Origin of the sequence: Peribacillus cavernae, assembly GCF_003989135.1 — a bacterium.
GTDB classification, from domain to species: domain Bacteria; phylum Bacillota; class Bacilli; order Bacillales; family DSM-1321; genus Peribacillus; species Peribacillus cavernae.
This window is the reverse complement of record NZ_RYZZ01000004.1, coordinates 1-21,141: the sequence shown is the minus strand read 5'-3', so window position 1 is coordinate 21,141 and position 21,141 is coordinate 1. Positions and strand designations below refer to the sequence as shown.

Sequence of the window (21,141 nt, the reverse complement as noted above, 5' to 3'; positions counted from 1 at the left end):
TTAAAGCATTGATTAGCCAAGGAGACACCCGACAGGCATAAGACAAGCAGATGCATGGGGAGCGGTTTTCTCCCCATCAGCTGATTGGCTTATGACCCGAGGGTGGCAGGTGTAAGGTTAGACACCAGTCTAAGTTCAAAAAGTTATACTTTCTTACCTTTGAACAAAGGGGGAATCTCCCTATGTTCCTTTTTTTACGGCCGTAAGCGCCTTTAAGCTGAGCGGCAGGATCTCATCTTTCATGATAAAACTAAATCTGTTATCCTCTTTCAGATTATCCGGTAACTGCTGCAACAAAACAGGACCCTTTGTTTCCAAATAATGATCTTGAGGCTTTAGTTCTTCAAGCTTGGCAAAATAGATTGATTTGATGATGCTCTCCTCAGGAGAATCGACCCGGTATTGCCCAAGATATACTAATTCACCTGTCACTCCCCCTGTTTCCTCAAAAACCTCTCTCTTCGCTGCCTCTTCGATCGACTCGCCTTTCTCCTGCTTGCCACCGGGAAATTCAAGCCCCCGCTTTGTATGGTTTGTCAGCACCCATTGATTATCCAACTGGCATAGAACTAACACATGCCTTGCTTCTCCAAACGCATTCTCATTAGCCGAAAATTCCACTTTGTTTCCATTGGCATCGACAAATTGTTTCAAAATAACCCGCTCCAATCCATAGAGAAAAAGTACCATTTTGTACAAATTAATACCATAAAACAAAAAAACCATTTATTCTGTATATATATTCCAAAGTGAGAGGGGCAAGATAATGAAAAAGTTCTTTCTATGTATTCCTGTTTTGATCCTGCTGTTAAGTGCCTGTAATCAGAAAGCAGAGCCTGTTGCCAAAAGTTCACCGGATAAGAAAGCTGCTGCCGAAAGTGGAGATAAGGAAAAGTCACTTACTCTGGAACAAGTATACGAAAAAACGATTGAAGCTTCCAATAAGCTTGAAAGCCTGTCACTCGCCTCTGAATTAAACCAATCGATCACTTTGAAAGATCAGCCCGAGCCGCTTGCTATTAAGTCTGATATTCAGATGGATGTCGTAAAAAAACCGCTTAGCCTTTATCAAAAAATGAAGATGACAGTCGAGGGGCAGCCGCCCCAGGAAACAGAGAGTTATCTAACGGACGATGGTTTCTTTCAATTCGATCCTGTCTCGAAAAAGTGGATCAAACTTCCGGAAAATATGACAACAGAACTATTAAAAATACAAAATAAACAGGCAGATCCTTTAGCGGAATTAAAGAAGATGCAGGAATTTATCAAGGATATTACATTCGAAATGGATGATTCTCATTATATTTTAACTCTACACGCTTCAGGAGATAAATTCCAAGCCTTTTTACAGGAGGAATTACAGAATAATCTAAGCCCTGAGCTTGCAGAAAACCTGCAACTCAGTGATGGCATGAACATTAAAAGCCTTAGTTATGTATACTATATTGATAAAGAAACCTACAATCCGACTAAGATGATTAATGAAATGGAAATCGTCACAAAGCAAGCAAATGAAGACATAGCGATTAACCAGAAAGCAAACAGCACTTTCAGCAATTTTAATGCAATCAAATCCATCGAGGTTCCCGAACAAGTTCTACAATCGGCACAAGAAATGGATATTACGAAATAAGAAAAACGTAAGCGCCTTATCTTTTAATACAACAGATGGCCTCTCATTGCGAGAAGCCATCTGTTGTAGGTTTCGAATGTAATATTCCCATGCTCTCGATATGATTTTTCGCTTCCTCGTCACCCAGCTCATAAATCATTCCATAAATTCTTTGAATGGTCTCATCATAGGCATCGTTTTCGCGGTCATAATGATACTGCACATATGGGACATGGGCACGATAAAAGTTTTCAATCTCCGTTGAATAATTTTGGTCAAAGTATTCTCTGAGCTGGGTAATTTCTTCATCGGTTGCTTCAATTTTAAAATTCCATTCGGAACTTTCACGATCCTGGGATATTTGTCCGTTGGCCAGGTATATATAATAGGTGTTTTTCATTTCAGACAAAAAGTCCAACCCCTTTTCAAACGTTTGGTAAAAATAGTTTTCCTCATTCCGCTCTTCTTCATACGTTGACTCCAAAAGCATCCAAAAAAAGGGGAATAATCTTCTTACAAAAAAGTTCTTTTTACTGGCAATCTTTTCTGTATAAATGTAAAATAACAGATTAAAGTATCCTTCAAAGGGTAAAACATATAATATATTATGACGAGGAAAATAAAACACGACAAACCGTCATCTAACCCGGTACACAAACCTAAGTTTTTACATATCCTATTTAAAATGAGTAAGGAATTGTGAGGTGAGACGTATGAAATTAATTGAAGATCTTTATAATTTGTACAGGAATAAGCTTACCGGTGACGAAGAAGATATTGATATGCTTGCTTTTGCTGTTTTGGAGCAGCTCAATCGCAAGGAAATTTTAGATCTGCTTCATGAAATGGATGACCAGGAACTGAATAATCTTATGGGAATTTATATCATCGAATCTTTAAAAGGAAAGTTTGCACAGGAAAGTCTGGAAGAAACAAAACCTTCCCCTTTTCATCATCGTAATATTCATTAAACTCGTTCACTTTTTACATAGCAGCCCTAAGGTATCCATTTCTTTAGGGCTTTCCTTTTTAATCCGCCAAAAGCCCCTGCTGTTTTACAGCAGGGGCTTTTGACGGATTAAGTTATTTTCCAAGATAGGCACGGAGCATCCATGCGTGTTTGTTCAGGCTTTTTTTCATTCCGGTAACCATATCGCTTGTTACCTGATCTTCAGCCTTTTCAGCCAGTTCAATGCTTTCTTCCATCTCTTTGGAAATTTTCTCGAAATCGTTAATGACGCTTTGCACCATATCCTCTGTGGATTCGTTGCCAGTAGCTTCTTCAAGTGTAGTCAATTTCATGAATTCCTGAATGGTCGCAACCGGCTTTTCCCCAATTGCCAAAAGCCTTTCAGCCAACTCATCGATATTTGTGGAAGCTTCATTATACAGCTCTTCCAATTTTACATGAAGTTCAAAGAAGTGCGGTCCATTCACGAACCAATGATAATTATGTAGCTTCGTGTAAAGCAAGCTAAAGTTGGCAATTTCCTTATTAACAACGTCTACTAAATTTTTTGACATAGTATCTTCCTCCTATTCAGTTTATATATTTCCCTTTTCCTCTAAGTTAAAACATATTTCCTGCTTTTGAACAGAATTTTGCTCCATACTGCTCTTCAAATCCCATTGATTTAAGTAGAGAGGTTCACAATTAAATGATAAACTATTAAGTAAAAAGGGAGGGCACTCCATGAAGATCATTATCATCATAGGCATCCTGATTGTTTTGGTAATCCTGCTGTTATCAGTATTAACGATAAATAAAGGCTATGGCTATAAACACACGATCGATCCAATCGATCCCCTTCCTGAAGAAGATAAGGAACCGAAAAAGGAACGATAAAGTTTTTTCTTTAACTAAAAAAGTTCCTGCCGCAGGCGGCAGGAACTTTTGGTTATAACAGGTTAAGCAAATACCTGGTGAAGATCCTCTTTACTTTGCTCCAGCCAATAGCGCATTAATTTCTTTGCACCTTCGAGATCATGGAGCTTTGCCTGCCCACATTGCTTCTCGTTAGCAGCTGGAATATCAGTAATTTCAATTGCATCCTTCATTGTATCTTCGAGGACATCTATGATTTCCGAAACCGTAGGCTCCCCACTGACAACAAGGTAAAAACCTGTCTGGCAGCCCATTGGCGAAATATCGATAATATCAAAATGGTCGTATTTCTCGGAATGCTTGCGGATATTAAAAGCAAGCAAATGTTCTAGCGTATGGATTGAATCCGGCTTCATCGCTTGTTTATTAGGCTGGCAAAAACGAATATCGAATTTATTGACAACACCGTCTGTTCCTACCTTATGCACACCGCAATGTCTTACATAGGGTGCTTTAACAGCGTTATGGTCTAATTCAAAGCTTTCTACTGAAGGCATTCACATTCACTCCTTAACATTAAGTATTTCTATTCTACCTCTAATTCCGATTTTCTTCATCTATTTGGGCTGATATTCATTAAATATACCTCTTTCCGTTCCGAATACCAGCAGCATTTTCATGCCTTTTTTGTATAAAATGTGCTATATTATCTACATCAATCTCTAAATGAAAAGGAAGAAAACCTTCATGCTAAAAAAACTTCTTATCGGAATCATTCGGTTTTATCAGGTTGCGATCTCTCCTCTCACACCGCCAACATGTCGATTCTATCCCACTTGTTCTCACTATGGCCTAGAAGCAATCAAACGATTTGGCCCCGTCAAAGGAAGCTGGCTGACAATTAAGCGGATTTTGAAGTGCCACCCCTTTCATCCCGGCGGCATTGATCCGGTACCGGAGCAAAAGCAAAAATTCAAAAACTAATCGGACTTTTAAATTTATCTTGCCTTCAATCCTACAATCATGTATTATACAAAGATCAAATCGTAATCATTACGTTTATTATTTTTGTTCCCGTGAGACGTTGCGACACCTCGTTGCGAAGTTACTCTTCGCTTCTTCCTAGTGTTAGTCACGCGGCTCACATGAAGAGAATGACCGCCAATTAATGCGGATCAAATCGGAATCAATCCGAATTCAACAGGAGGTATAGGATACCTATGAAAAAACAGGCACTCCTTTTATTTTCACTAAGCTTTATTCTTGTTCTGTCCGGCTGCAATACTCAAGATAGTAACGGCAAGAAAAACAAAGATAAATTACAGGTTTTCACTACCGTTTATCCACTAAAGGACTTTACCGATAAAATCGGCGGCAAATACGTAGAAGTAGAAACGGTATACCCTCCCGGAACAGATGAGCATTCCTTTGAGCCATCACAAAAGGATATTGTAAACATGGCTGATTCAGACCTATTTTTCTATGTCGGGCACAATCTTGAAGGCTTTGTTACGAAAGCTAAACCAATATTGAAGCAGGAAGGAGTCCATTTAACTGCCGTTGGGGAAAAAATCAAACTTCGGCATGAGGATGGCCATGATGACACACATGAAGATGACGGGCATCACCATGGTGATGTAAACCCCCATTTATGGCTTGACCCTGGCTATTCCAAGGAAATCGCCGAAATCATTACAGATAAATTAATCCAGCAAATGCCAGAACAAAAAAAATACTTCGAAACTAATTACCATACATTAGAGAACCAGCTAAATGACCTTGATGATAAGTTCAAAAAATCTACAGAAAATCCGAGAACGAATAAGATCGTCGTCTCCCATGGTGCATATGACTACTGGGAAGAACGCTACGGCATTGAACAAATTAGCTTGACTGGGCTTTCCGCGTCAAGCGAACCTTCCCAACGGCAGCTCGAAGAAATCATAAAAACGGCGAAGGCTAATGATATCCGCTACGTGATCTTTGAACAAAATGTAAGCTCCAAGCTAACAGAAACCATCCAGAAGCAAATTGGCGCAAAATCGTTAACCCTGCATAATTTATCGGTTTTAACGGAAAAGGATATCAAGAGTGGTGAGGATTATTTCAGCCTGATGAACCGGAACGCAGAGACACTAAAAACTGCCTTGCATTAGAAAAGGAGAAATGATGCGTATCCTGCAATCAACTCTTTTTGGTTCCCTTCCCAGTTTTTCAACAACCGAATCGCAGTATGAACAACAGCTTTTTGATTCACCCTATAATTGTACCATCATAAAACAACGCAAGGAGTGGATCACATGGCTCAAGATGTTCTTTGTGAAGTCAATAATTGCAAATATTGGGGATCGGGAAACAAATGTCAGGCGGATGCTATTTATGTGGTCAGCCATAAAGGAAAAGAAGCATCCAACAGTGAAGAAACAGATTGTAAAACATTTGTACCTGAAATTTAATTTTTTTAGGGTAACCAGCATTTGGTTACCCTTTTATTGTTTACCGAATATATTTTTGCCGGATCTTTTGCATCCTGTCCATAAGATCTTTCCCTATCGACGGCTCGAATTGTTCATATACTACAGTCATTTCCTCCATCCACTCACGTTTTTCGCTTTCGGATAAGGTGTATATCTTTATATTGGATTTTGCTTTAATCTCCTGCATTTGCTGCTTATTCATCTCTTCTGATTTCAGCCAGAGCCAATTGGATGTTTCATCCATCGCTTTTTGTATGTCTGTTTGGATATCTCCCGGTAGATCGTCCCAAAATGGTTTATTTACCATGACCGCATATCCTAAATAGCCATGATCACTGATTGTCATATATTTTTGCACCTGGTAAAGCTTTTTTGAATTGATATTTGTAATCGTATTTTCCTGGCTGTCCTGCCTGTTTTTCTCAAGATTTTTGAACGTGTCATTAAAACCCGTAATCGAGGTTGTCGCTCCAAAATGTTCGAATTGCTCTTCCAACACTTTACTCGACATAATGCGGAAGCTTTTCCCACTAAGATCGGAAGGATGGCGGATTGGTGAATTGCTGGTAATCTGCTTGAAATTATTGGACCAAAAGGAAAGGCCCTTAATCTGTTGTTCCTCCAATGCCTTTAAAAGCTCAACCCCAACTTCTCCAGTGAGAGCTTCCTTTAAGGCAGCGGCATTTGGGAATATAAATGGGAGGTCGAGCAGCTGCCATTTATGCGACAATTCAGTAATTTTCGAGGTAGCAGGCGCAATCAATTGCACTTCATTTCGTTGCAGTGCCTTGATTTCTTCCCCATCGCTGTAAAGGGACTGGTTCGGATATACCTCTACCTTCACTCTGTGTTCTGTATATTCCTCCACAAGCCTTGCAAACCGCTGGGCTGCCAATCCTTTTGGGGTATTTTCGGCGACAACGTGGCTGAACTTAATAATGATTTGATCGTTTATCCCTTGTTGTTCATCATCTTCCACCAGCTGCTCCTCGGATGAAAATGAATGAAAAACAATGACCGATGCTATCCCTAAACCAAGTAAAATCAATATGAAAAATCCCCAAAAGGAACGCATTCTTCCCTCTCCTTTATCATAAATCGGATAACCGTAAAACTATTGTATCATAGAGTTTTTTTCATGGTAGAATTATTGTAGAAATGACGGAGGCGAGCATTATGGACAAATCCTTTCACATGCCGATCCAATTAAAGATTACCTTACTTTCTTTAGGCATCGTGGCTTTCTCTATCTTTATCGGTGGCATTATTCTGCTCGGCAAGGCCGTTTCCCTTAAAGAAGATGAATTGGGCAGGCGTTTGATGATCACTGCCCATACAATCGCCGAGCTGCCCCAGGCTCAGGAGCTAGTGCAAGAACCGGAAGGGTGGCATACATTACATCCAATCATAGAAAATCTCCGGATCATTCATGGAGCTGATTATATAGTCGTCATGAATCAGGAACGCATCCGCTATTCGCATCCAATGTACAGCAAATTAGGGACTGTTTCACACGGCAAGGATGAAAGCGCCGCTTTTGCTGAGCATGAATATTTATCAAAGGCAAAAGGAGATCTCGGTATTTCCGTACGTGCTTTTGTTCCCATATTGAATAATGATAATCAACAGGTAGGCGTTGCCTTGGTAGGGAGCATCCTGCCCACTTTTGCGGAAATGCTATCAGAATTAAAAACAGATATTTTTATGCTATTATTCCTGACGCTGCTGTTTGGAGCTGCCGGTTCATGGATTCTGGCCAGGCATATTAAGCAGCAAACCTTTCAGCTGGAGCCCCACCAAATATCGCGGATGCTTGTGGAGAGGACTGAAGCATTTAACGCGATGCATGAGGGTGTGATTGCGATTGATAATTACGAAAACATTACCGTTTTTAACGCTAAGGCCATGAAGATGTTTGACATCAGTGGGGATGTAATTGGAAAAAAGATTCGTGAGGTCATTGCTGATACCCGGCTTCCAGAGATATTGGAGCGTTCTTCGCCGATTTATAATCAGGAGATCTCGGTTCAGTACCGCAACATTGTATCCAACCGGGTCCCAATCAAGGTTGGAAATAATACAATAGGGGCGGTTGCGATTTTCCAAGAACGGACCGATGCTACCAAGCTTGCTGAAGAGCTTACCGGAGTCAAGATGTTCGTGGAAGCCCTCAGGGTGCAAAATCATGAGCATATGAACAAATTGCATACGATTGCAGGCTTGATACAGCTCGGAACGCTTGATGAAGCTCTTGCCTATGTTTTTCAAATAACCGAAGAGCAGGAAGAACTGACAAGGTTTCTAAGCAAGAATATCCATCATGAAAGCATTGCCGGATTGCTTATCAGCAAAGTATCACGCGGAAAGGAGCTGGGGATTGAATTGCTGATTGACAGAAATACTAGCCTTGACCGTTTTCCAGAGGCATTGGACCACCATGATTTCGTTCTCATTCTTGGCAATTTGATTGAAAACGCTTTTGCTGCTTTAAAAGATATAAAACGGGATAAAAAGCAAGTCTATTTGTATATAAACCAGAATGAAAAAACGTGTGAAATTGTTCTCGAGGATAATGGAAGCGGTGTTCCTGATGACATCGAACGGCAAATATTCGAATATGGCTTTACCACAAAAGGAACGGAAGGTTCAGGTATCGGCTTATACCTGATCTCACAAATTGTTGAAAAAGGCAGCGGGGAAATTTCAGTCACTTCCGAACCGGGCGAAGGAACCGCTTTTTATGTAGCATTCCCTATGAAAAAATCTAAGGAGGGGTCCCGTGATTAAGGAATCAATATCCGTACTGCTGATTGAAGACGATCCAATGGTGCAAGAAGTGAACAAACAGTTTATCGAGCGAGTCAATGGTTTTAAAGTGACGGATGTTGCTTCCAATGGCCAGGAAGGACTAAGGAAGATCATGCACAGTCCCCCTGATCTCGTGATTCTCGATATATTCATGCCCGTACAGGATGGAATTGACACTCTCTATGAAATCAGAAAACAGCAAGCTGATGTCGATGTAATCGTTATCTCTGCCGCAAACGATCAAAAAACGATAAGAAAGATGATCCAAAACGGTGCATTTGATTATCTAATTAAGCCATTCAAATTCGAACGGCTCAAGCAAACACTGGAAAAGTATTATCGTTTCAGGACACAGGTCCAAAAAGATAATCCTCTTTCTCAGTCACAACTGGATAAGATGATCTTCCAAAAGGATCAGGGCCATTCCGCTGACCAACGAACGAAAGAAGCACTCCCGAAAGGATTGAATGAAGCGACGCTTAACCAAATCATCGAATTTTTGAACCTCCAGGCCAGCTCCTTGTCCGCGGAAGAAGTGGCTGATGGAATAGGCATTGCCCGCGTTACCGCGAGGAGATATCTCGATTATCTCAAAGGCCAGGGAGTGCTTCATTTGGACACTCAGTACGGCAGCATCGGCCGGCCGATTAATAAATATATTTTAAAAAAGCATATGTAAATTGAATTTGGTTCCTGAAGAAACTTCGAAATTCAGCCTATTCTAATGGGTTCAATGAGACGATCTGCGGCTAAAATAAGGAATGGACCGGAATGATTTACTTGGGGAGTATGAATATTATGGCTTCATTGGGTTAATTCCGGTCTCTTTTAATATTCATCTTAAACTTATAGCTGTTATAACCCGGTAGGCTGGCTGCCTGCCGTCCATTTTCTTTGTAATACTTGAATCTCGTACTCGCCCAGATCAGTAATCTCTTTCACAACAGATACTGGCATCCCTCTTTCCAAAAGAATTTCTGCAATAAGGTAAGCTTTTTTCATCAAGTAAAAGTCAACTCCCTGCCTTTAATTCTTTCTGTCGCTGATATCATCATTATATCTAAAAGTCTTCGGCAAAAAAAATCGGCAATCGCCCATTTTCATTAAAAACGGGCTGTGAAAAGCATCTTTTCTTTAGATGAAAATCCGCTTTTGGAGATGGTGAACCCTGTCGGTTTTGACAAATAAAATGTTTACTCTTTTAGCGTTGAAAAGTCTCCTGATATGTTATCATTGCTTGCCGTTTATTAACCTCAAACCCTATTTACCGGTTTATCAGGAACTCCAACAGAGCGACAAGATTCATTTTCTCGCCCCCAGCGATTTTTTTAGCTCCCGTCTTAGCAGTTTATTGGATGAGTTGCGCGGCAATGAGCTGCAGAATATAATCTGCCCTGGCACCTTATAAGCAGCCAGATGCTGTTTACAGTACGAAATCAGCTCTTTTTCGTCAGTCTCTGTATCTTCGTGTACTACGACAAAGGCAACGGGAACCTGCCCCCATTTTTCATCATCTGTTGAAGTAACCCCCGCTTCAAATACGGCAGGGTGCTGACTGATAATGGATTCAATTTCGGCAGGATACACATTCTCCCCCCCTGAAATGAACAAGTCGGAGCGACGGTCCATAACATATAAGAAACCTTCACTATCCAAATAACCGATGTCACCAGTATAAAGCCAGCCATTCTTTATTGCTTTTTCTGTTTCTTCTTCCCTGTTTAAATAACCCATTGTAACATTAGGTCCCGATACCACGATTTCCCCCGGCTCATCCGGCATTGCTTTGCGGCCCTCTACTTCAATTTTTAACTGCGAAGGAAAAAGTGGCTTTCCGGCAGAGCCAATTTTCGTCATGCTGTACTCAGGGGCAAGTGTCACAATCTGTGAGGATGTCTCTGTCATGCCATAGGTTTGATATACAGGGATTCCTTTGCTTTTACATTCGTCAAGTAAATGTCTTGGTGCAGGACCCCCGCCAAGCAGCATGCAGCGAAAACTGTCGGGGTAGCTGTTGTTCCCTAAATCCAGGAGCACCCTGTTTAACATCGCCGTCACTACCGAAATGATGGTGACTCCCTTTTGCTGGATCATTGCATTTACTTCTGTTTCATCGAACTTCTCGACAAGTATTACCTTCATTCCATAAATTACGTTTCTCATAAAGATCGATAGCCCGCTTATATGAAAAATTGGCACTCCGCAAAACCAGCAATCTTCTTCCGTCAGTCCAAGATTCAAAACAGACCCCATCGCACTCCACCAATGGTTACCAAACGTCTGAATCACACCCTTTGGGTTTCCGCTGGTACCTGATGTATACATGATGGTGGCCGTCTCCTGCAAAATAAATTCCTCTTGTATCCTTGCTTCATCCATTCCAGTGAACAGCCGGATTTCCTCTTTTTTTAGAATTTTTACTCCTGAAAGTCCTTTGTCAATCTGCTTGAGCTTCTTAGAAAAATGTTCTTCGGAAATGAACCATTCGGACTGGCTATCTATGATCTGCCAGGTTAATTCATTAGGTGTCAACCTGTTGTTAAGCATGACAATCTTAACTCCTAAATAGAAAAGAGCGTGAAGCATCACTACGCTGTCGATATGATTCCGCATTAAAACTGCACATATATCTCCATATCGAATTCCTTTTGAGGCAAGTTTTCTAGCAGTCTCCTCAGCCATTTTGTTAAGCTCGTCAAATGTATATGAGCGGTTATCGAATTCCACAGCAACTCTGTCGGGTGATAGCTCCGCTCTTTTTCGCAGCCAATTTGGCAATCTTTCTGCTGTCATCATTATTCATCTTTCTCCTTCTGCAAGAATTCCAATTCCGTCATGATAAGAAAACAGCTCGACGGGTTTTCCGTCAAGCTGTTTATAAAATGATATCCTCAAGTGCGCTTCTGCTTTTATTAAATGTCCAGCTCCAGCTCCTAGCCTCGATGCACAGGACGTGCTAGTGCCGACGAAGACATAAGGAGGTGGCGATCTTAGTCGGCCTCGAGGTCATAAGCCAAGCATCTGATGGGGAGGAAATCGCCCCCATACAGCTGCTCTTCTTATGCTTGTCGGACTTGCGCAGGACGCGCTGACGTCGATGTTCGCCACAGGACATGGCGGCTCTTAGTCGACGTTCCTTTTACAAGGCGCTTCTGCTTTTCTTAAGGAAAGCGCGGGAATTGTCCAAAGTCGGGTTTGCGTTTTTCTTTGAATGCGTCACGGCCTTCTTTTGCTTCTTCTGTTGTATAGTAAAGCAGCGTTGCATCACCTGCGAACTGCTGAATGCCAGCAAGTCCATCGGTATCAGCATTCATGGCTGCTTTCAAGAATCGGAGAGCGGTCGGGCTCTTCTCAAGCATCTCTTCACACCATTTAACCGTTTCTTCTTCCAATTGCTCTAAAGGAACGACTGTATTTACCAGACCCATGTCAAGTGCCTCCTGGGCGCTGTATTGACGGCATAGGTACCAGATTTCACGGGCTTTCTTATGACCAACGATACGGGCAAGGTAGCCTGAACCGTAGCCTGCGTCAAAGCTTCCTACCTTTGGTCCGGTTTGGCCAAAAACAGCATTGTCAGCTGCAATCGTCAAGTCGCAGACAACATGAAGCACATGGCCGCCGCCAATGGCGTAACCAGCAACCATGGCTACAACAGGTTTAGGAATGACCCGGATTAAACGTTGCAGATCCAAGACATTCAAACGCGGGATCTCGTCGTCGCCAACATATCCGCCATGCCCCCGCACGCTTTGGTCACCGCCAGAACAGAATGCTCTTTCACCTTCACCAGTCAAGATAATCACACCAACAGTGGAATCATCTCTTGCTCTTGAGAATGCATCGATCAATTCCATAACCGTCTTAGGAGTGAATGCATTATGTACCTCAGGTCGATTAATAGAAATTCTTGCAATTCCATTGTACGATTGATAAAGAATTTCGTCATACTCACGAACAGTTGCCCATTCAATTGTCATTATTTCTCCTCCTTTATGCTTTCGATAAGGTAAAACTTATTAGTGGGACAAAAACTCACTTATTATTTTACCAAACTTTTCATCAACTTCCACGTGTATTGCATGTCCGGTACCTTTTATTATTTTCCAATCGCCATGTTTCATTAATTTTTGCATATTTTCTGCAATCCGGCAAAATTTTTCATCAAATTCACCGGTTACAAGCAGGACAGGTAAGTCAATGTTTTGCAGACTCTCCCACCAGGAAGGCTGAGAACCGGTACCCATACCAATCAGGCTGTTAGCTAAGCCTGTTTCCGAGTTCCAAAGGCGTTGTCTTTTAATATTCATTTTCTTTTCGCCAGGCAAATTTTTTTGGGTAGCAAATAGGGGGATGTTTTCCCAGTAATCAATGAATTCCGCCAATCCATCACATATAATTCGCTCAGCGAGCTCTTTATCTATCTTCTGCCTTATTTGTCTTTCTTCCTCTGTTAAAAGGCCGGGAGAAGCGCTTTCAAGAATTAATTTATTTACATATTGCGGGTACAAACAGGCAAAGCTTAAGGCGAGCCTGCCGCCCATGGAATAGCCAAGGATATGTACTTTCTCCATCTCTAGGGTGTGGAGAATGTGTTGCAGATCTCCCGCTGCTTTTTCCATCTCATACCGTCTATAGTCAATGGGGGAGTCGGTATTTCCGTGTCCGATGATATCAACCAAAATAAGCTTGTATCTTGAACCTAATATAGGAACAAGAAAATGCCATGTTTCGAGGCTTCCGGTAAAGCCATGCAAAAGCAGCAACGGCTCACCTTCACCCCTTATTTCAACATGATACGCGACATCCTTGCTGACAATTTTCATTTTATTTCCTCATTTAATGCTTCCTTTATTTCCTGGGAAACATAACTCCACAATTCTCGATGTTTTAAGACATTTGTCTCTCTGGCGGTTGGAACTTCAATGACCTTTAATCCCTGAATTTCAAAGGAATTCGTGAATGCTTCCTTAAATTCATCCCAGGAGCAAACCTTGGTGTATTTGCCACCGTAAAGGGCAACGGCATGTGAAAAATCAAGACCATGCGGAGTCCCGAACAAGGTCTCAAAGTAATCTTTTTCTGAAGCTTGCGGCAAAAAGGAAAAAATCCCGCCGCCATCGTTATTAATTAGCAAAATCGTGATGTTTGTCTGCTGCAGCTTAGCAGCCATCAGCCCATTCATATCATGAAAGAAACTTAAGTCGCCGATGACTAACACCGTGTTGTCTAAAACAGTACTAACACCAAGAGCAGTAGAAACCACGCCATCAATTCCGTTTGCACCACGATTGGCGAACGTTCTGATTTCTTTGTTGTTGGAAAAAAAGAATGTATCCAAATCCCTGATTGGCATACTGTTTCCGACAAATAAATGAGACTTATTCGGCATTAAGTCTTGAAGCAGGATAAACAATTTGCCTTCACTTAACTCTTCTTCATCACGAATGGATTCAAGTGCGTTCTTTGTGGCGTCATTTACTTGCCGCCATCTGCCCAGCCACGAACTTTTTTCTCTTTGTTCGATATGTTCCCCAATGCTGTTGCAAAAAAAGATTTCGTTGCTGTAAATCATATCTGTAACAAGTCCGGCCGGCTCTCTCCACCCTGCACCGCCATCCACTACAAGATGTCTGGTATTCCGATGCTTTTTTAAATATAACAACAGCGCTTTTGAAACAGGCACGGCCCCAAAGCGAAGCACTAAATCCGGATTGAACAGCCTGGATGCATTTTCACCACGCAGAAATGTGTCATAACAGTCGATAATATTTTCACCGCCCGGGCTTCCACTTCTTAGTTGCGATAAAGGATCAGCTAAAATGGGAAAGGAAAGCTTTTCTGCCAAAGAAATAATAGCTGTCTTCATTTCATCATTTCTCAATTCTCCGCAAATAATGATGCCCCGTTTAGATTCTGATAATGTCTCTGCCATCGCTTGCAGCTGCATGGAAGCTAGTATTAATTCCCCACCCTCTACGGCTGCTGCAGATGATTGTGCTTTCTCGTTGATTCGATAATTCTTTACAGTCTCCATAAGCGGAACAAGCGGTTCACGAAGCGGGAAATTCAAATGCACCGGCCCTGCCGGCTCTTTTGCAGCCGTCGCCAATGCCCGTGCTCCAATTGTTCTCGCATACCTAATCATTTCCTCCGTGTGCTCAGGGATCGCCATTTCGACAAACCATTTAACATGCTTACCGTACAAATGAATTTGGTCGATTGCCTGAGGTGCACCCACATCCCGAAGTTCATGAGGCCGGTCAGCAGTCAAGACGAGGAGCGGCACTCTCGAGTAATACGCTTCAATTATTGCGGGATAATAATTGGCTGTTGCCGTTCCTGATGTACAGACCATCGCTACCGGTTCATGAAGCGCCTTTGCCAACCCGAGGGCAAAAAAAGCAGCCGACCGTTCATCAATATTCAAATGAATTGTAATATCAGGATGTTCAGCAAGCACCAATGCAAGGGGAGTCGACCTTGACCCCGGACTCACGACAACATGTTTTATATTGTTTCGGGCAAGCTCATCAACAAAAGATGCGATATATGCGGTTATTGCTTCTCTGTCATTCATGCAGATTTCCTCCCAGAGCGCTTAACATCGGTTTAAACTTAATCGAAGTTTCGTTATACTCCCCTTCAGGCGTTGAATCTTCGACAATGCCGCAGCCAGCAAAAAGGGAGGCTTCCTTACCCTGCAACAATGCCGAACGGATTGCTACCGCAAATTCACCGTTCCCGTAGGAATCTGTCCATCCTATAGGTCCTGAATAAAACCCGCGTTCAAGCTGCTCAACTTCACGAATCCGTCTTACTGCTTTTTCTTTCGGTAAACCGCCAAGTGCTGGCGTAGGATGGAGCTTTTCAATCATTTCAAAAATAGATACAAACCTATTGCACATCCCTTTTACAGGTGTATATAAATGCTGAATGTGCCGGTTTTTCATAAGCGCAGGTGCTTTGGGAATATTCACCGAGCTGCACACTGACTTCATTGCCTCTCCAATCATGGAAACCACGTATTGGTGTTCGACAAGGTTTTTCTGATCATGCAGTAATTCATATCCAAGCCTGTCGTCCTCTTGCTTGGTTTTACCCCTGGCAATAGATCCTGCCAGGCATGTTGAAAACATTTCATTGCCTGTCTTCTTAATTAATCTTTCAGGGGAAGCACCGATAAAGCAATCACTGCCAGTCTCGAGGCTGAATACAAAACTTGTTTGTTGTTCGACAGCTAGTTTCTGCAGCACTTGCTCTGAAAGGACTGAATGATTAAAAATAAGCCGCATTTCTCTGGCCAGCACCAGTTTTTTCAAATCCGTACCCTTGATTTCCTCTATCGTGTTTGCAACGGTATATTTCCAGTGTTCAGGTGCGATTTCTCTTTGTTCAATAATTTCATGATGCCCATTTCCAAAATTGACTGAACCGCTTAATAATGTATCCCGTTCATTTATCATTTTTATGAAGAGCTGTACATGGTCTTCTGGTGAACAAATAAGGTTGGTTGTTAGATATGCTTGTCCCTTCACAATAGATAACATGAATGCAGGAATATAGAATAAATTATCCCCAAATTGATCCCAAAGAAGGGAATTGCTTTTATTGTGATCAAAAGAAAAGCCTCCAAACAATAACGGCCCTGTCCCCTCTTTTTCAAGAATGCCCGTTTTTACCGCATTTTCGATAAGAGCAGTCCAACTGGCTTCCACTTCCATAAACCGTGAATCAGCCGCGGACACCTGGATTTTCTCAACCTTACCTAAACCCGCAATGATAATATCTTTGTTAGGATCTTGCCAAAAAAAGCGTTCACCTATATATTGTTCTCTTCCTACTTGATAAAATGAAAGGGGGCTGATATTATCAACTTCTACAACTTCACTGAACAGGATTTTATGCTTTTTTCTTTTCGCTTCATCCAGTGCTGCTTTAAGCCCTTCAATCAGCTCAGTTTCATGTGAGATTGCCAAGAAAAATCCCCCTATCCTTTCCATTTAAAAAGCTATACAAACCTATTTAAAGATACACCCCGATTTAACTTCATGTCAATCATTCAGGCCCCCTTGCATACAATTTCAACCATCTTTTCTCCCTAATATTTAATTCGTAATGAAAACTCGACAGGAAATAGGCCAATTCCATTATTTATGCCAAAAAAGGCATTGACACCGCCCTTTTGTTTTTCTAAACTTATTCTGTAACGTTTCGTACACATTTAGTTTCTCGATATAGTTTTGAAATATAAATATATTTTCAGGGGAGAGAAAAAATGCAAACTCGAATTCATACAGATTCAGCTCCACTCCTCCAGGATAACAAACCTAACTGGAGAGTTTTATGGCAGCTGACTCGTCCACATACATTAACCGCGGGATTTGTCCCGGTATTGATTGGTACGGCACTCGCTATTCAGACAAGTGATATCAATATCCCATTGTTCATCGCCATGCTTATTGCCTGCTTGCTTATACAGGCGGCTACCAATATGTTTAACGAATATTATGACTTCAAGCGAGGACTCGATAATGCAGAATCAATCGGAATTGGAGGTGCCATCGTGAGAGATGGTATGTCTCCGAGCATTGTTTTAAGACTTGCCCTCTCTCTATACGGCATTGCTACATTGATAGGTGTATATATATGTATGGAATCTTCATGGTGGCTGGCTCTTATCGGCTTGATCTGTATGGCAACAGGCTATTTATATACCGGCGGACCCTGGCCGATTTCATCAACACCTTTTGGAGAAATTTTTGCAGGACTTTTTATGGGCTTTCTCATCATTTTGCTTTCTTTTTTTATCCAAACAGGAAATGTGTCAACTGTATCGATTTTAGTTGCTATTCCTATCGGTATCCTAGTAGGATTAATCAACCTTTCCAATAACATCCGGGATTTAGATGGCGACAAGAAAAATGGCAGAAAAACGTTAGCCATTTTAATAGGCAGGGAAAAGGCTGTATCTCTTCTTGGAGGAATGTTTACAGTTTCCTATATGTGGATAATTGGATTGACCGCCATGGGAATTGTATCACCCTGGGTATTGTTGGTATTTTTAAGTGTCCCAAAAGCTATTAAAGCAACAAAAGGATTTATCGGGAAAACAATTCCGACTCAAATGATGCCTGCCATGAAAGCAACTGCGCAAACTAATACAATCTTTGGTTTTCTTTTATCCATCGGTTTATTTATTAGCTATTTCATATAAGCTTCCTTCCATACCCTTGCCTGCTGGCAAGGGTATCTTTTTGTTGAATAATCTGCTTTGTTTCCATCTCTAATGATTCGGGTATAAATATATAATACTAATAATAAATAATCATAAGGAGTGTCAACTATGGCCACTAAAGAACAAATCACTATTCTAAAAAAAGAATTGTTAAATAATAAAGAACAATTACAGCATAGGATCAAGCAAGACGAAGATACCTTGATGGATACAAGCCAGAGCGATTCTGTCGGCGAACTCTCTGCATATGATAACCATCCTGCCGATATGGGAACAGAATTATTCGAACGTGAAAAAAACATGGCGATTGATGACCATGCCGAGGCGGAAATTAAGAAAATTGATTCTGCCCTGGAGGCAATCGAGAATGGTTCTTACGGTACATGCAGAACATGCGGCAAAGAAATACGTTTTGAACGATTAGAAGCGGTCCCAACCAGCCTATATTGTGTAGACCATGCACCAGAGCAAAGACCTGGAAAAGACCGTCCTGTGGAAGAGGAGGTTTTAGAACCTTCACATGGAGATCATTTTGAGAATCGCAGGAAAGGGAATGAAATCAACGACAAAGAAGACAGCTTCGGGGAAGTGGCCCGTTTTGGTACCTCTGAGACTCCATCTGACTATACAGGCGACCATGAATCCTACGATACACTATATAAGAACGAGGATGAAAACGATGGTTTTACCGAGGAATACGAAAGCTTTCTGGGCAATGATATTGACGGTAAGAACAAAAAAGCATATCCTTCCAAACAGGAAAAGGAATATGAAGAAGCACTGGATAATGAACACATCGAGTCCCCATTGGGAAATGTGCCGTATAAACGTACAGATGGTTATGTGAATGATGAAAAAAGAGAGAAAGGCAAGTAGTAAGAAGTGGTCAATATCAGGAAAAATCGCTGATTCCTTTTAATGGAAGGATCGCAAAACATACGAAAAAAGGATGTATACTGAGTATACATCCTTTTTCATATGACCCCTACGGGATTCGAACCCGTGTTACCGCCGTGAAAGGGCGGTGTCTTAACCGCTTGACCAAGGGGCCGGCTGGCGGAGAAGGAGGGATTTGAACCCTCGCGCCGCTTACGCGACCTACACCCTTAGCAGGGGCGCCTCTTCAGCCTCTTGAGTACTTCCCCGATTGGCTCCGCAGGTAGGACTCGAACCTACGACCGTTCGGTTAACAGCCGAATGCTCTACCACTGAGCTACTGCGGAATGGTGGGCCTAAATGGACTCGAACCATCGACCTCACGCTTATCAGGCGTGCGCTCTAACCAGCTGAGCTATAGGCCCATTCAAAATTATTGGAGCGGGTGATGGGAATCGAACCCACGATATCAGCTTGGAAGGCTGAAGTTTTACCATTAAACTACACCCGCATTTAGAAAGGGGCGACTGATGGGAATCGAACCCACGAATGTCGGAACCACAATCCGATGCGTTAACCACTTCGCCACAACCGCCAAAGAATTTTTTTAAAAAAGGTGGCTCGGGACGGAATCGAACCGCCGACACAAGGATTTTCAGTCCTTTGCTCTACCGACTGAGCTACCGAGCCATATATGACAATCTGAAAATAATTTAATGAACATAAAAATGGCGGTCCGGACGGGACTCGAACCCGCGACCTCCTGCGTGACAGGCAGGCATTCTAACCAACTGAACTACCGGACCAATGATTGCGGGGACAGGATTTGAACCTGCGACCTTCGGGTTATGAGCCCGACGAGCTACCGGACTGCTCCACCCCGCGACGGTAATAATGATATAATTTTGCTTATGCACTATGTCTTTCTTTGACTGTCCCGATCTCAGGAAGTTAATCAAGAAGCATTTCGATCGTTACAACTCGCCGTTTATTCGGTGAAGTATTGCTCGTTGCTCCACCCCGCGATAATAAAAATTATACAATTATACGATATTTAGAAAATATGGAGGAGGAAGAGGGATTCGAACCCCCGCGGGTTTTAACACCCCTGTCGGTTTTCAAGACCGATCCCTTCAGCCGGACTTGGGTATTCCTCCGTATATTGAAAAAATGGTGGACCTTGTAGGACTCGAACCTACGACCGGACGGTTATGAGCCGTCTGCTCTAACCAGCTGAGCTAAAGGTCCCAATATTTTATATTATGGTAGCGGCGGAGGGGATCGAACCCACGACCTCACGGGTATGAACCGTACGCTCTAGCCAGCTGAGCTACGCCGCCAAAATAAAATATATGGTTATGATGTGATATTGGTGGAGCCTAGCGGGATCGAACCGCTGACCTCCTGCGTGCAAGGCAGGCGCTCTCCCAGCTGAGCTAAGGCCCCACTATCGGAAATGGTCGGGAAGACAGGATTCGAACCTGCGACCCCTTGGTCCCAAACCAAGTGCTCTACCAAGCTGAGCTACTTCCCGTAAAATATGGTGCGCCCGGCGGGAGTCGAACCTACAACCTTCTGATTCGTAGTCAGATGCTCTATCCAATTGAGCTACGGGCGCAATATAAATGGTGCCGAGGACCGGAATCGAACCGGTACGGTAGTCACCTACCGCAGGATTTTAAGTCCTGTGCGTCTGCCAGTTCCGCCACCCCGGCAAAAGTAGGAAATAGAGCGGAAGACGGGATTCGAACCCGCGACCCCAACCTTGGCAAGGTTGTATTCTACCACTGAACTACTTCCGCATTTAATGGTGCGGGTGAAGGGACTTGAACCCCCACGCCTTGCGGCGCCAGATCCTAAGTCTGGTGCGTCTGCCAATTCCGCCACACCCGCAAGTATAGATGTCAGAGATTTAAGCAATTCCTTCAAAAAAATCAAGCTTTCAATCTGACTTCCGATTTCTCACTTCTAGAAATGGTGAGCCATGAAGGACTCGAACCTTCGACCCTCTGATTAAAAGTCAGATGCTCTACCAACTGAGCTAATGGCTCAACTTCATATAGTCGATCGAGCAAGTTAGCTCGTACAACATCGGTAAGTAAATGGTGCCGGCAAGAGGACTTGAACCCCCAACCTACTGATTACAAGTCAGTTGCTCTACCAATTGAGCTACACCGGCCAATAAATATGGTGGAGGATGACGGGATCGAACCGCCGACCCTCTGCTTGTAAGGCAGATGCTCTCCCAGCTGAGCTAATCCTCCATATGTAAGCTTGGCGACGTCCTACTCTCACAGGGGGAGAT

Annotated in this window: 21 protein-coding genes and 21 tRNA genes; 10 read left to right on the top strand and 32 right to left on the bottom strand. The window is 42.5% G+C overall.

Translation table 11 applies throughout. From position 1 onward, the window contains the following. Nucleotides 1-180 precede the first annotated feature (180 nt). On the bottom strand, nt 181-654 hold the full coding sequence (ytkD, locus tag ELQ35_RS02880) for an RNA deprotection pyrophosphohydrolase (protein ID WP_126863335.1): 474 nt from the start codon (nt 652-654) through the stop codon (nt 181-183). Nucleotides 655-766: 112 nt separating this feature from the next. On the opposite strand from ytkD, the gene ELQ35_RS02875 reads away from it, so the two are divergent. Continuing rightward, entirely contained in the window at nt 767-1,633 is an 867-nt protein-coding gene (locus ELQ35_RS02875; RefSeq protein WP_126863334.1) for a DUF6612 family protein, read from the top strand. A 43-nt stretch (nt 1,634-1,676) separates the two neighbouring features. Here the strand turns inward: ELQ35_RS02875 and ELQ35_RS02870 are convergent, their stop codons facing one another. Then, a complete protein-coding gene (locus tag ELQ35_RS02870; protein WP_185861642.1) occupies nt 1,677-2,012 on the bottom strand; it encodes a hydrolase in 336 nt (111 codons plus the stop codon). Nucleotides 2,013-2,325: 313 nt separating this feature from the next. Here ELQ35_RS02870 and ELQ35_RS02865 point away from each other — a divergent pair, with 313 nt between their 5' ends. Then, complete coding sequence (locus tag ELQ35_RS02865; RefSeq protein WP_126863332.1) at nt 2,326-2,583, top strand: DUF6154 family protein; 258 nt, start codon at nt 2,326-2,328, stop codon at nt 2,581-2,583. A gap of 112 nt (nt 2,584-2,695) precedes the next feature. Here ELQ35_RS02865 and ELQ35_RS02860 read toward each other — a convergent pair whose 3' ends face one another. After that, entirely contained in the window at nt 2,696-3,136 is a 441-nt protein-coding gene (locus tag ELQ35_RS02860) for a Dps family protein (RefSeq protein ID WP_126863331.1), read from the bottom strand. A gap of 169 nt (nt 3,137-3,305) precedes the next feature. On the opposite strand from ELQ35_RS02860, the gene ytzI reads away from it, so the two are divergent. After that, nucleotides 3,306-3,458, top strand: a complete 153-nt coding sequence (gene ytzI, locus ELQ35_RS02855) for a YtzI protein (RefSeq protein ID WP_126863330.1) — start codon at nt 3,306-3,308, stop codon at nt 3,456-3,458. 62 nt (nt 3,459-3,520) lie between these two features. On the opposite strand, the gene ELQ35_RS02850 is transcribed toward ytzI, so the two are convergent. Beyond that, nucleotides 3,521-3,994 (bottom strand): S-ribosylhomocysteine lyase, encoded by a 474-nt coding sequence (locus ELQ35_RS02850; RefSeq protein ID WP_126863329.1) that lies wholly within the window; start codon nt 3,992-3,994, stop codon nt 3,521-3,523. A gap of 190 nt (nt 3,995-4,184) precedes the next feature. Between ELQ35_RS02850 and yidD the strand changes: the two genes are divergently transcribed. The 3 genes from yidD to ELQ35_RS02835 all read left to right on the top strand — a co-directional run bounded on the left by yidD (nt 4,185) and on the right by ELQ35_RS02835 (nt 5,893). Next, on the top strand, nt 4,185-4,421 hold the full coding sequence (gene yidD / locus ELQ35_RS02845) for a membrane protein insertion efficiency factor YidD (protein WP_126863328.1): 237 nt from the start codon (nt 4,185-4,187) through the stop codon (nt 4,419-4,421). Between the two features lie 236 nt (nt 4,422-4,657). Beyond that, complete coding sequence (locus tag ELQ35_RS02840) at nt 4,658-5,593, top strand: metal ABC transporter solute-binding protein, Zn/Mn family (RefSeq protein ID WP_126863327.1); 936 nt, start codon at nt 4,658-4,660, stop codon at nt 5,591-5,593. 144 nt (nt 5,594-5,737) lie between these two features. Next, nucleotides 5,738-5,893 carry a DUF1540 domain-containing protein gene (locus tag ELQ35_RS02835; protein WP_126863326.1) on the top strand — a complete coding sequence of 52 codons (156 nt, stop codon included), beginning with the start codon at nt 5,738-5,740 and terminating at the stop codon, nt 5,891-5,893. A gap of 40 nt (nt 5,894-5,933) precedes the next feature. Here ELQ35_RS02835 and ELQ35_RS02830 read toward each other — a convergent pair whose 3' ends face one another. Then, a complete protein-coding gene (locus ELQ35_RS02830) occupies nt 5,934-6,989 on the bottom strand; it encodes a DctP family TRAP transporter solute-binding subunit (RefSeq protein ID WP_185861640.1) in 1,056 nt (351 codons plus the stop codon). Nucleotides 6,990-7,090: 101 nt separating this feature from the next. On the opposite strand from ELQ35_RS02830, the gene ELQ35_RS02825 reads away from it, so the two are divergent. After that, complete coding sequence (locus ELQ35_RS02825; protein WP_126863325.1) at nt 7,091-8,701, top strand: ATP-binding protein; 1,611 nt, start codon at nt 7,091-7,093, stop codon at nt 8,699-8,701. Further along, nucleotides 8,694-9,401, top strand: coding sequence for a response regulator (locus tag ELQ35_RS02820; protein ID WP_126863324.1), 708 nt, complete (start codon nt 8,694-8,696; stop codon nt 9,399-9,401). Before ELQ35_RS02825 ends, ELQ35_RS02820 begins: the two co-directional genes overlap by 8 nt. A 176-nt stretch (nt 9,402-9,577) precedes the next feature. Here ELQ35_RS02820 and ELQ35_RS22495 read toward each other — a convergent pair whose 3' ends face one another. From ELQ35_RS22495 to ELQ35_RS02795, 6 genes are all read right to left on the bottom strand, one after another. Further along, the gene (locus tag ELQ35_RS22495) at nt 9,578-9,724 is read right to left on the bottom strand and encodes a hypothetical protein (protein WP_185861639.1); all 147 of its coding nucleotides are present in this window, start codon (nt 9,722-9,724) and stop codon (nt 9,578-9,580) included. Between the two features lie 300 nt (nt 9,725-10,024). Next, nucleotides 10,025-11,515, bottom strand: coding sequence for an o-succinylbenzoate--CoA ligase (locus tag ELQ35_RS02815; protein ID WP_126863394.1), 1,491 nt, complete (start codon nt 11,513-11,515; stop codon nt 10,025-10,027). A gap of 368 nt (nt 11,516-11,883) precedes the next feature. Further along, a complete protein-coding gene (menB, locus tag ELQ35_RS02810; protein WP_126863323.1) occupies nt 11,884-12,702 on the bottom strand; it encodes a 1,4-dihydroxy-2-naphthoyl-CoA synthase in 819 nt (272 codons plus the stop codon). A 39-nt stretch (nt 12,703-12,741) separates the two neighbouring features. Next, the gene (gene menH / locus ELQ35_RS02805) at nt 12,742-13,548 is read right to left on the bottom strand and encodes a 2-succinyl-6-hydroxy-2,4-cyclohexadiene-1-carboxylate synthase (protein ID WP_126863322.1); all 807 of its coding nucleotides are present in this window, start codon (nt 13,546-13,548) and stop codon (nt 12,742-12,744) included. After that, nucleotides 13,545-15,302 (bottom strand): 2-succinyl-5-enolpyruvyl-6-hydroxy-3-cyclohexene-1-carboxylic-acid synthase, encoded by a 1,758-nt coding sequence (menD, locus tag ELQ35_RS02800; protein WP_126863321.1) that lies wholly within the window; start codon nt 15,300-15,302, stop codon nt 13,545-13,547. Before menD ends, menH begins: the two co-directional genes overlap by 4 nt. After that, the gene (locus ELQ35_RS02795; RefSeq protein ID WP_246025948.1) at nt 15,295-16,701 is read right to left on the bottom strand and encodes an isochorismate synthase; all 1,407 of its coding nucleotides are present in this window, start codon (nt 16,699-16,701) and stop codon (nt 15,295-15,297) included. Before ELQ35_RS02795 ends, menD begins: the two co-directional genes overlap by 8 nt. A 299-nt stretch (nt 16,702-17,000) precedes the next feature. On the opposite strand from ELQ35_RS02795, the gene ELQ35_RS02790 reads away from it, so the two are divergent. Together ELQ35_RS02790 and ELQ35_RS02785 are read left to right on the top strand one after the other, a co-directional pair. Further along, nucleotides 17,001-17,939 carry a 1,4-dihydroxy-2-naphthoate polyprenyltransferase gene (locus ELQ35_RS02790; protein ID WP_126863319.1) on the top strand — a complete coding sequence of 313 codons (939 nt, stop codon included), beginning with the start codon at nt 17,001-17,003 and terminating at the stop codon, nt 17,937-17,939. Nucleotides 17,940-18,068: 129 nt separating this feature from the next. Next, on the top strand, nt 18,069-18,836 hold the full coding sequence (locus tag ELQ35_RS02785) for a TraR/DksA C4-type zinc finger protein (protein ID WP_126863318.1): 768 nt from the start codon (nt 18,069-18,071) through the stop codon (nt 18,834-18,836). Nucleotides 18,837-18,939: 103 nt separating this feature from the next. Here the strand turns inward: ELQ35_RS02785 and ELQ35_RS02780 are convergent. The 21 genes from ELQ35_RS02780 to ELQ35_RS02680 form a co-directional block, all read right to left on the bottom strand. Beyond that, nucleotides 18,940-19,011, bottom strand: a tRNA-Glu gene (locus tag ELQ35_RS02780). Between the two features lie 3 nt (nt 19,012-19,014). Beyond that, a tRNA-Ser gene (locus ELQ35_RS02775) sits at nt 19,015-19,105 on the bottom strand. A 3-nt stretch (nt 19,106-19,108) separates the two neighbouring features. Next, a tRNA-Asn gene (locus ELQ35_RS02770) sits at nt 19,109-19,183 on the bottom strand. Nucleotide 19,184: 1 nt separating this feature from the next. Next, nucleotides 19,185-19,261, bottom strand: a tRNA-Ile gene (locus ELQ35_RS02765). Nucleotides 19,262-19,273: 12 nt separating this feature from the next. Next, a tRNA-Gly gene (locus ELQ35_RS02760) sits at nt 19,274-19,347 on the bottom strand. A gap of 11 nt (nt 19,348-19,358) precedes the next feature. Further along, nucleotides 19,359-19,431: transfer RNA gene (locus ELQ35_RS02755), tRNA-His, on the bottom strand. A gap of 22 nt (nt 19,432-19,453) precedes the next feature. Then, nucleotides 19,454-19,526: transfer RNA gene (locus tag ELQ35_RS02750), tRNA-Phe, on the bottom strand. Between the two features lie 39 nt (nt 19,527-19,565). Beyond that, nucleotides 19,566-19,642, bottom strand: a tRNA-Asp gene (locus ELQ35_RS02745). 5 nt (nt 19,643-19,647) lie between these two features. After that, a tRNA-Met gene (locus ELQ35_RS02740) sits at nt 19,648-19,721 on the bottom strand. 179 nt (nt 19,722-19,900) lie between these two features. Further along, nucleotides 19,901-19,993, bottom strand: a tRNA-Ser gene (locus tag ELQ35_RS02735). Between the two features lie 14 nt (nt 19,994-20,007). Next, nucleotides 20,008-20,084 (bottom strand) — tRNA-Ile (locus tag ELQ35_RS02730). A 15-nt stretch (nt 20,085-20,099) separates the two neighbouring features. Next, nucleotides 20,100-20,176 (bottom strand) — tRNA-Met (locus ELQ35_RS02725). A gap of 30 nt (nt 20,177-20,206) precedes the next feature. Continuing rightward, nucleotides 20,207-20,282 (bottom strand) — tRNA-Ala (locus ELQ35_RS02720). Nucleotides 20,283-20,293: 11 nt separating this feature from the next. Then, nucleotides 20,294-20,370, bottom strand: a tRNA-Pro gene (locus tag ELQ35_RS02715). A 7-nt stretch (nt 20,371-20,377) separates the two neighbouring features. Beyond that, nucleotides 20,378-20,454: transfer RNA gene (locus ELQ35_RS02710), tRNA-Arg, on the bottom strand. An 8-nt stretch (nt 20,455-20,462) separates the two neighbouring features. Continuing rightward, nucleotides 20,463-20,551 (bottom strand) — tRNA-Leu (locus tag ELQ35_RS02705). A gap of 15 nt (nt 20,552-20,566) precedes the next feature. Next, nucleotides 20,567-20,638: transfer RNA gene (locus tag ELQ35_RS02700), tRNA-Gly, on the bottom strand. Nucleotides 20,639-20,644: 6 nt separating this feature from the next. After that, nucleotides 20,645-20,729, bottom strand: a tRNA-Leu gene (locus ELQ35_RS02695). A gap of 82 nt (nt 20,730-20,811) precedes the next feature. Continuing rightward, nucleotides 20,812-20,887 (bottom strand) — tRNA-Lys (locus ELQ35_RS02690). 52 nt (nt 20,888-20,939) lie between these two features. After that, nucleotides 20,940-21,015, bottom strand: a tRNA-Thr gene (locus tag ELQ35_RS02685). A gap of 9 nt (nt 21,016-21,024) precedes the next feature. Further along, nucleotides 21,025-21,100: transfer RNA gene (locus ELQ35_RS02680), tRNA-Val, on the bottom strand. Nucleotides 21,101-21,141: the final 41 nt, after the last annotated feature.

What these genes read in the sequence shown, in the direction of transcription:
- menB (WP_126863323.1), bottom strand. Translation starts at nt 12,702, where the DNA reads ATGACAATTGAATGGGCAACTGTTCGTGAGTATGACGAAATTCTTTAT.
- ELQ35_RS02850 (WP_126863329.1), bottom strand. Translation starts at nt 3,994, where the DNA reads ATGCCTTCAGTAGAAAGCTTTGAATTAGACCATAACGCTGTTAAAGCA.
- ELQ35_RS02860 (WP_126863331.1), bottom strand. Translation starts at nt 3,136, where the DNA reads ATGTCAAAAAATTTAGTAGACGTTGTTAATAAGGAAATTGCCAACTTT.
- ELQ35_RS02875 (WP_126863334.1), top strand. Translation starts at nt 767, where the DNA reads ATGAAAAAGTTCTTTCTATGTATTCCTGTTTTGATCCTGCTGTTAAGT.
- ELQ35_RS02790 (WP_126863319.1), top strand. Translation starts at nt 17,001, where the DNA reads ATGCAAACTCGAATTCATACAGATTCAGCTCCACTCCTCCAGGATAAC.
- ELQ35_RS02785 (WP_126863318.1), top strand. Translation starts at nt 18,069, where the DNA reads ATGGCCACTAAAGAACAAATCACTATTCTAAAAAAAGAATTGTTAAAT.
- ELQ35_RS02870 (WP_185861642.1), bottom strand. Translation starts at nt 2,012, where the DNA reads ATGAAAAACACCTATTATATATACCTGGCCAACGGACAAATATCCCAG.
- yidD (WP_126863328.1), top strand. Translation starts at nt 4,185, where the DNA reads ATGCTAAAAAAACTTCTTATCGGAATCATTCGGTTTTATCAGGTTGCG.
- ELQ35_RS02865 (WP_126863332.1), top strand. Translation starts at nt 2,326, where the DNA reads ATGAAATTAATTGAAGATCTTTATAATTTGTACAGGAATAAGCTTACC.
- ELQ35_RS02825 (WP_126863325.1), top strand. Translation starts at nt 7,091, where the DNA reads ATGGACAAATCCTTTCACATGCCGATCCAATTAAAGATTACCTTACTT.
- menD (WP_126863321.1), bottom strand. Translation starts at nt 15,302, where the DNA reads ATGAATGACAGAGAAGCAATAACCGCATATATCGCATCTTTTGTTGAT.
- ELQ35_RS02830 (WP_185861640.1), bottom strand. Translation starts at nt 6,989, where the DNA reads ATGCGTTCCTTTTGGGGATTTTTCATATTGATTTTACTTGGTTTAGGG.
- menH (WP_126863322.1), bottom strand. Translation starts at nt 13,548, where the DNA reads ATGAAAATTGTCAGCAAGGATGTCGCGTATCATGTTGAAATAAGGGGT.
- ELQ35_RS02815 (WP_126863394.1), bottom strand. Translation starts at nt 11,515, where the DNA reads ATGACAGCAGAAAGATTGCCAAATTGGCTGCGAAAAAGAGCGGAGCTA.
- ELQ35_RS02835 (WP_126863326.1), top strand. Translation starts at nt 5,738, where the DNA reads ATGGCTCAAGATGTTCTTTGTGAAGTCAATAATTGCAAATATTGGGGA.
- ytzI (WP_126863330.1), top strand. Translation starts at nt 3,306, where the DNA reads ATGAAGATCATTATCATCATAGGCATCCTGATTGTTTTGGTAATCCTG.
- ELQ35_RS02840 (WP_126863327.1), top strand. Translation starts at nt 4,658, where the DNA reads ATGAAAAAACAGGCACTCCTTTTATTTTCACTAAGCTTTATTCTTGTT.
- ELQ35_RS22495 (WP_185861639.1), bottom strand. Translation starts at nt 9,724, where the DNA reads ATGAAAAAAGCTTACCTTATTGCAGAAATTCTTTTGGAAAGAGGGATG.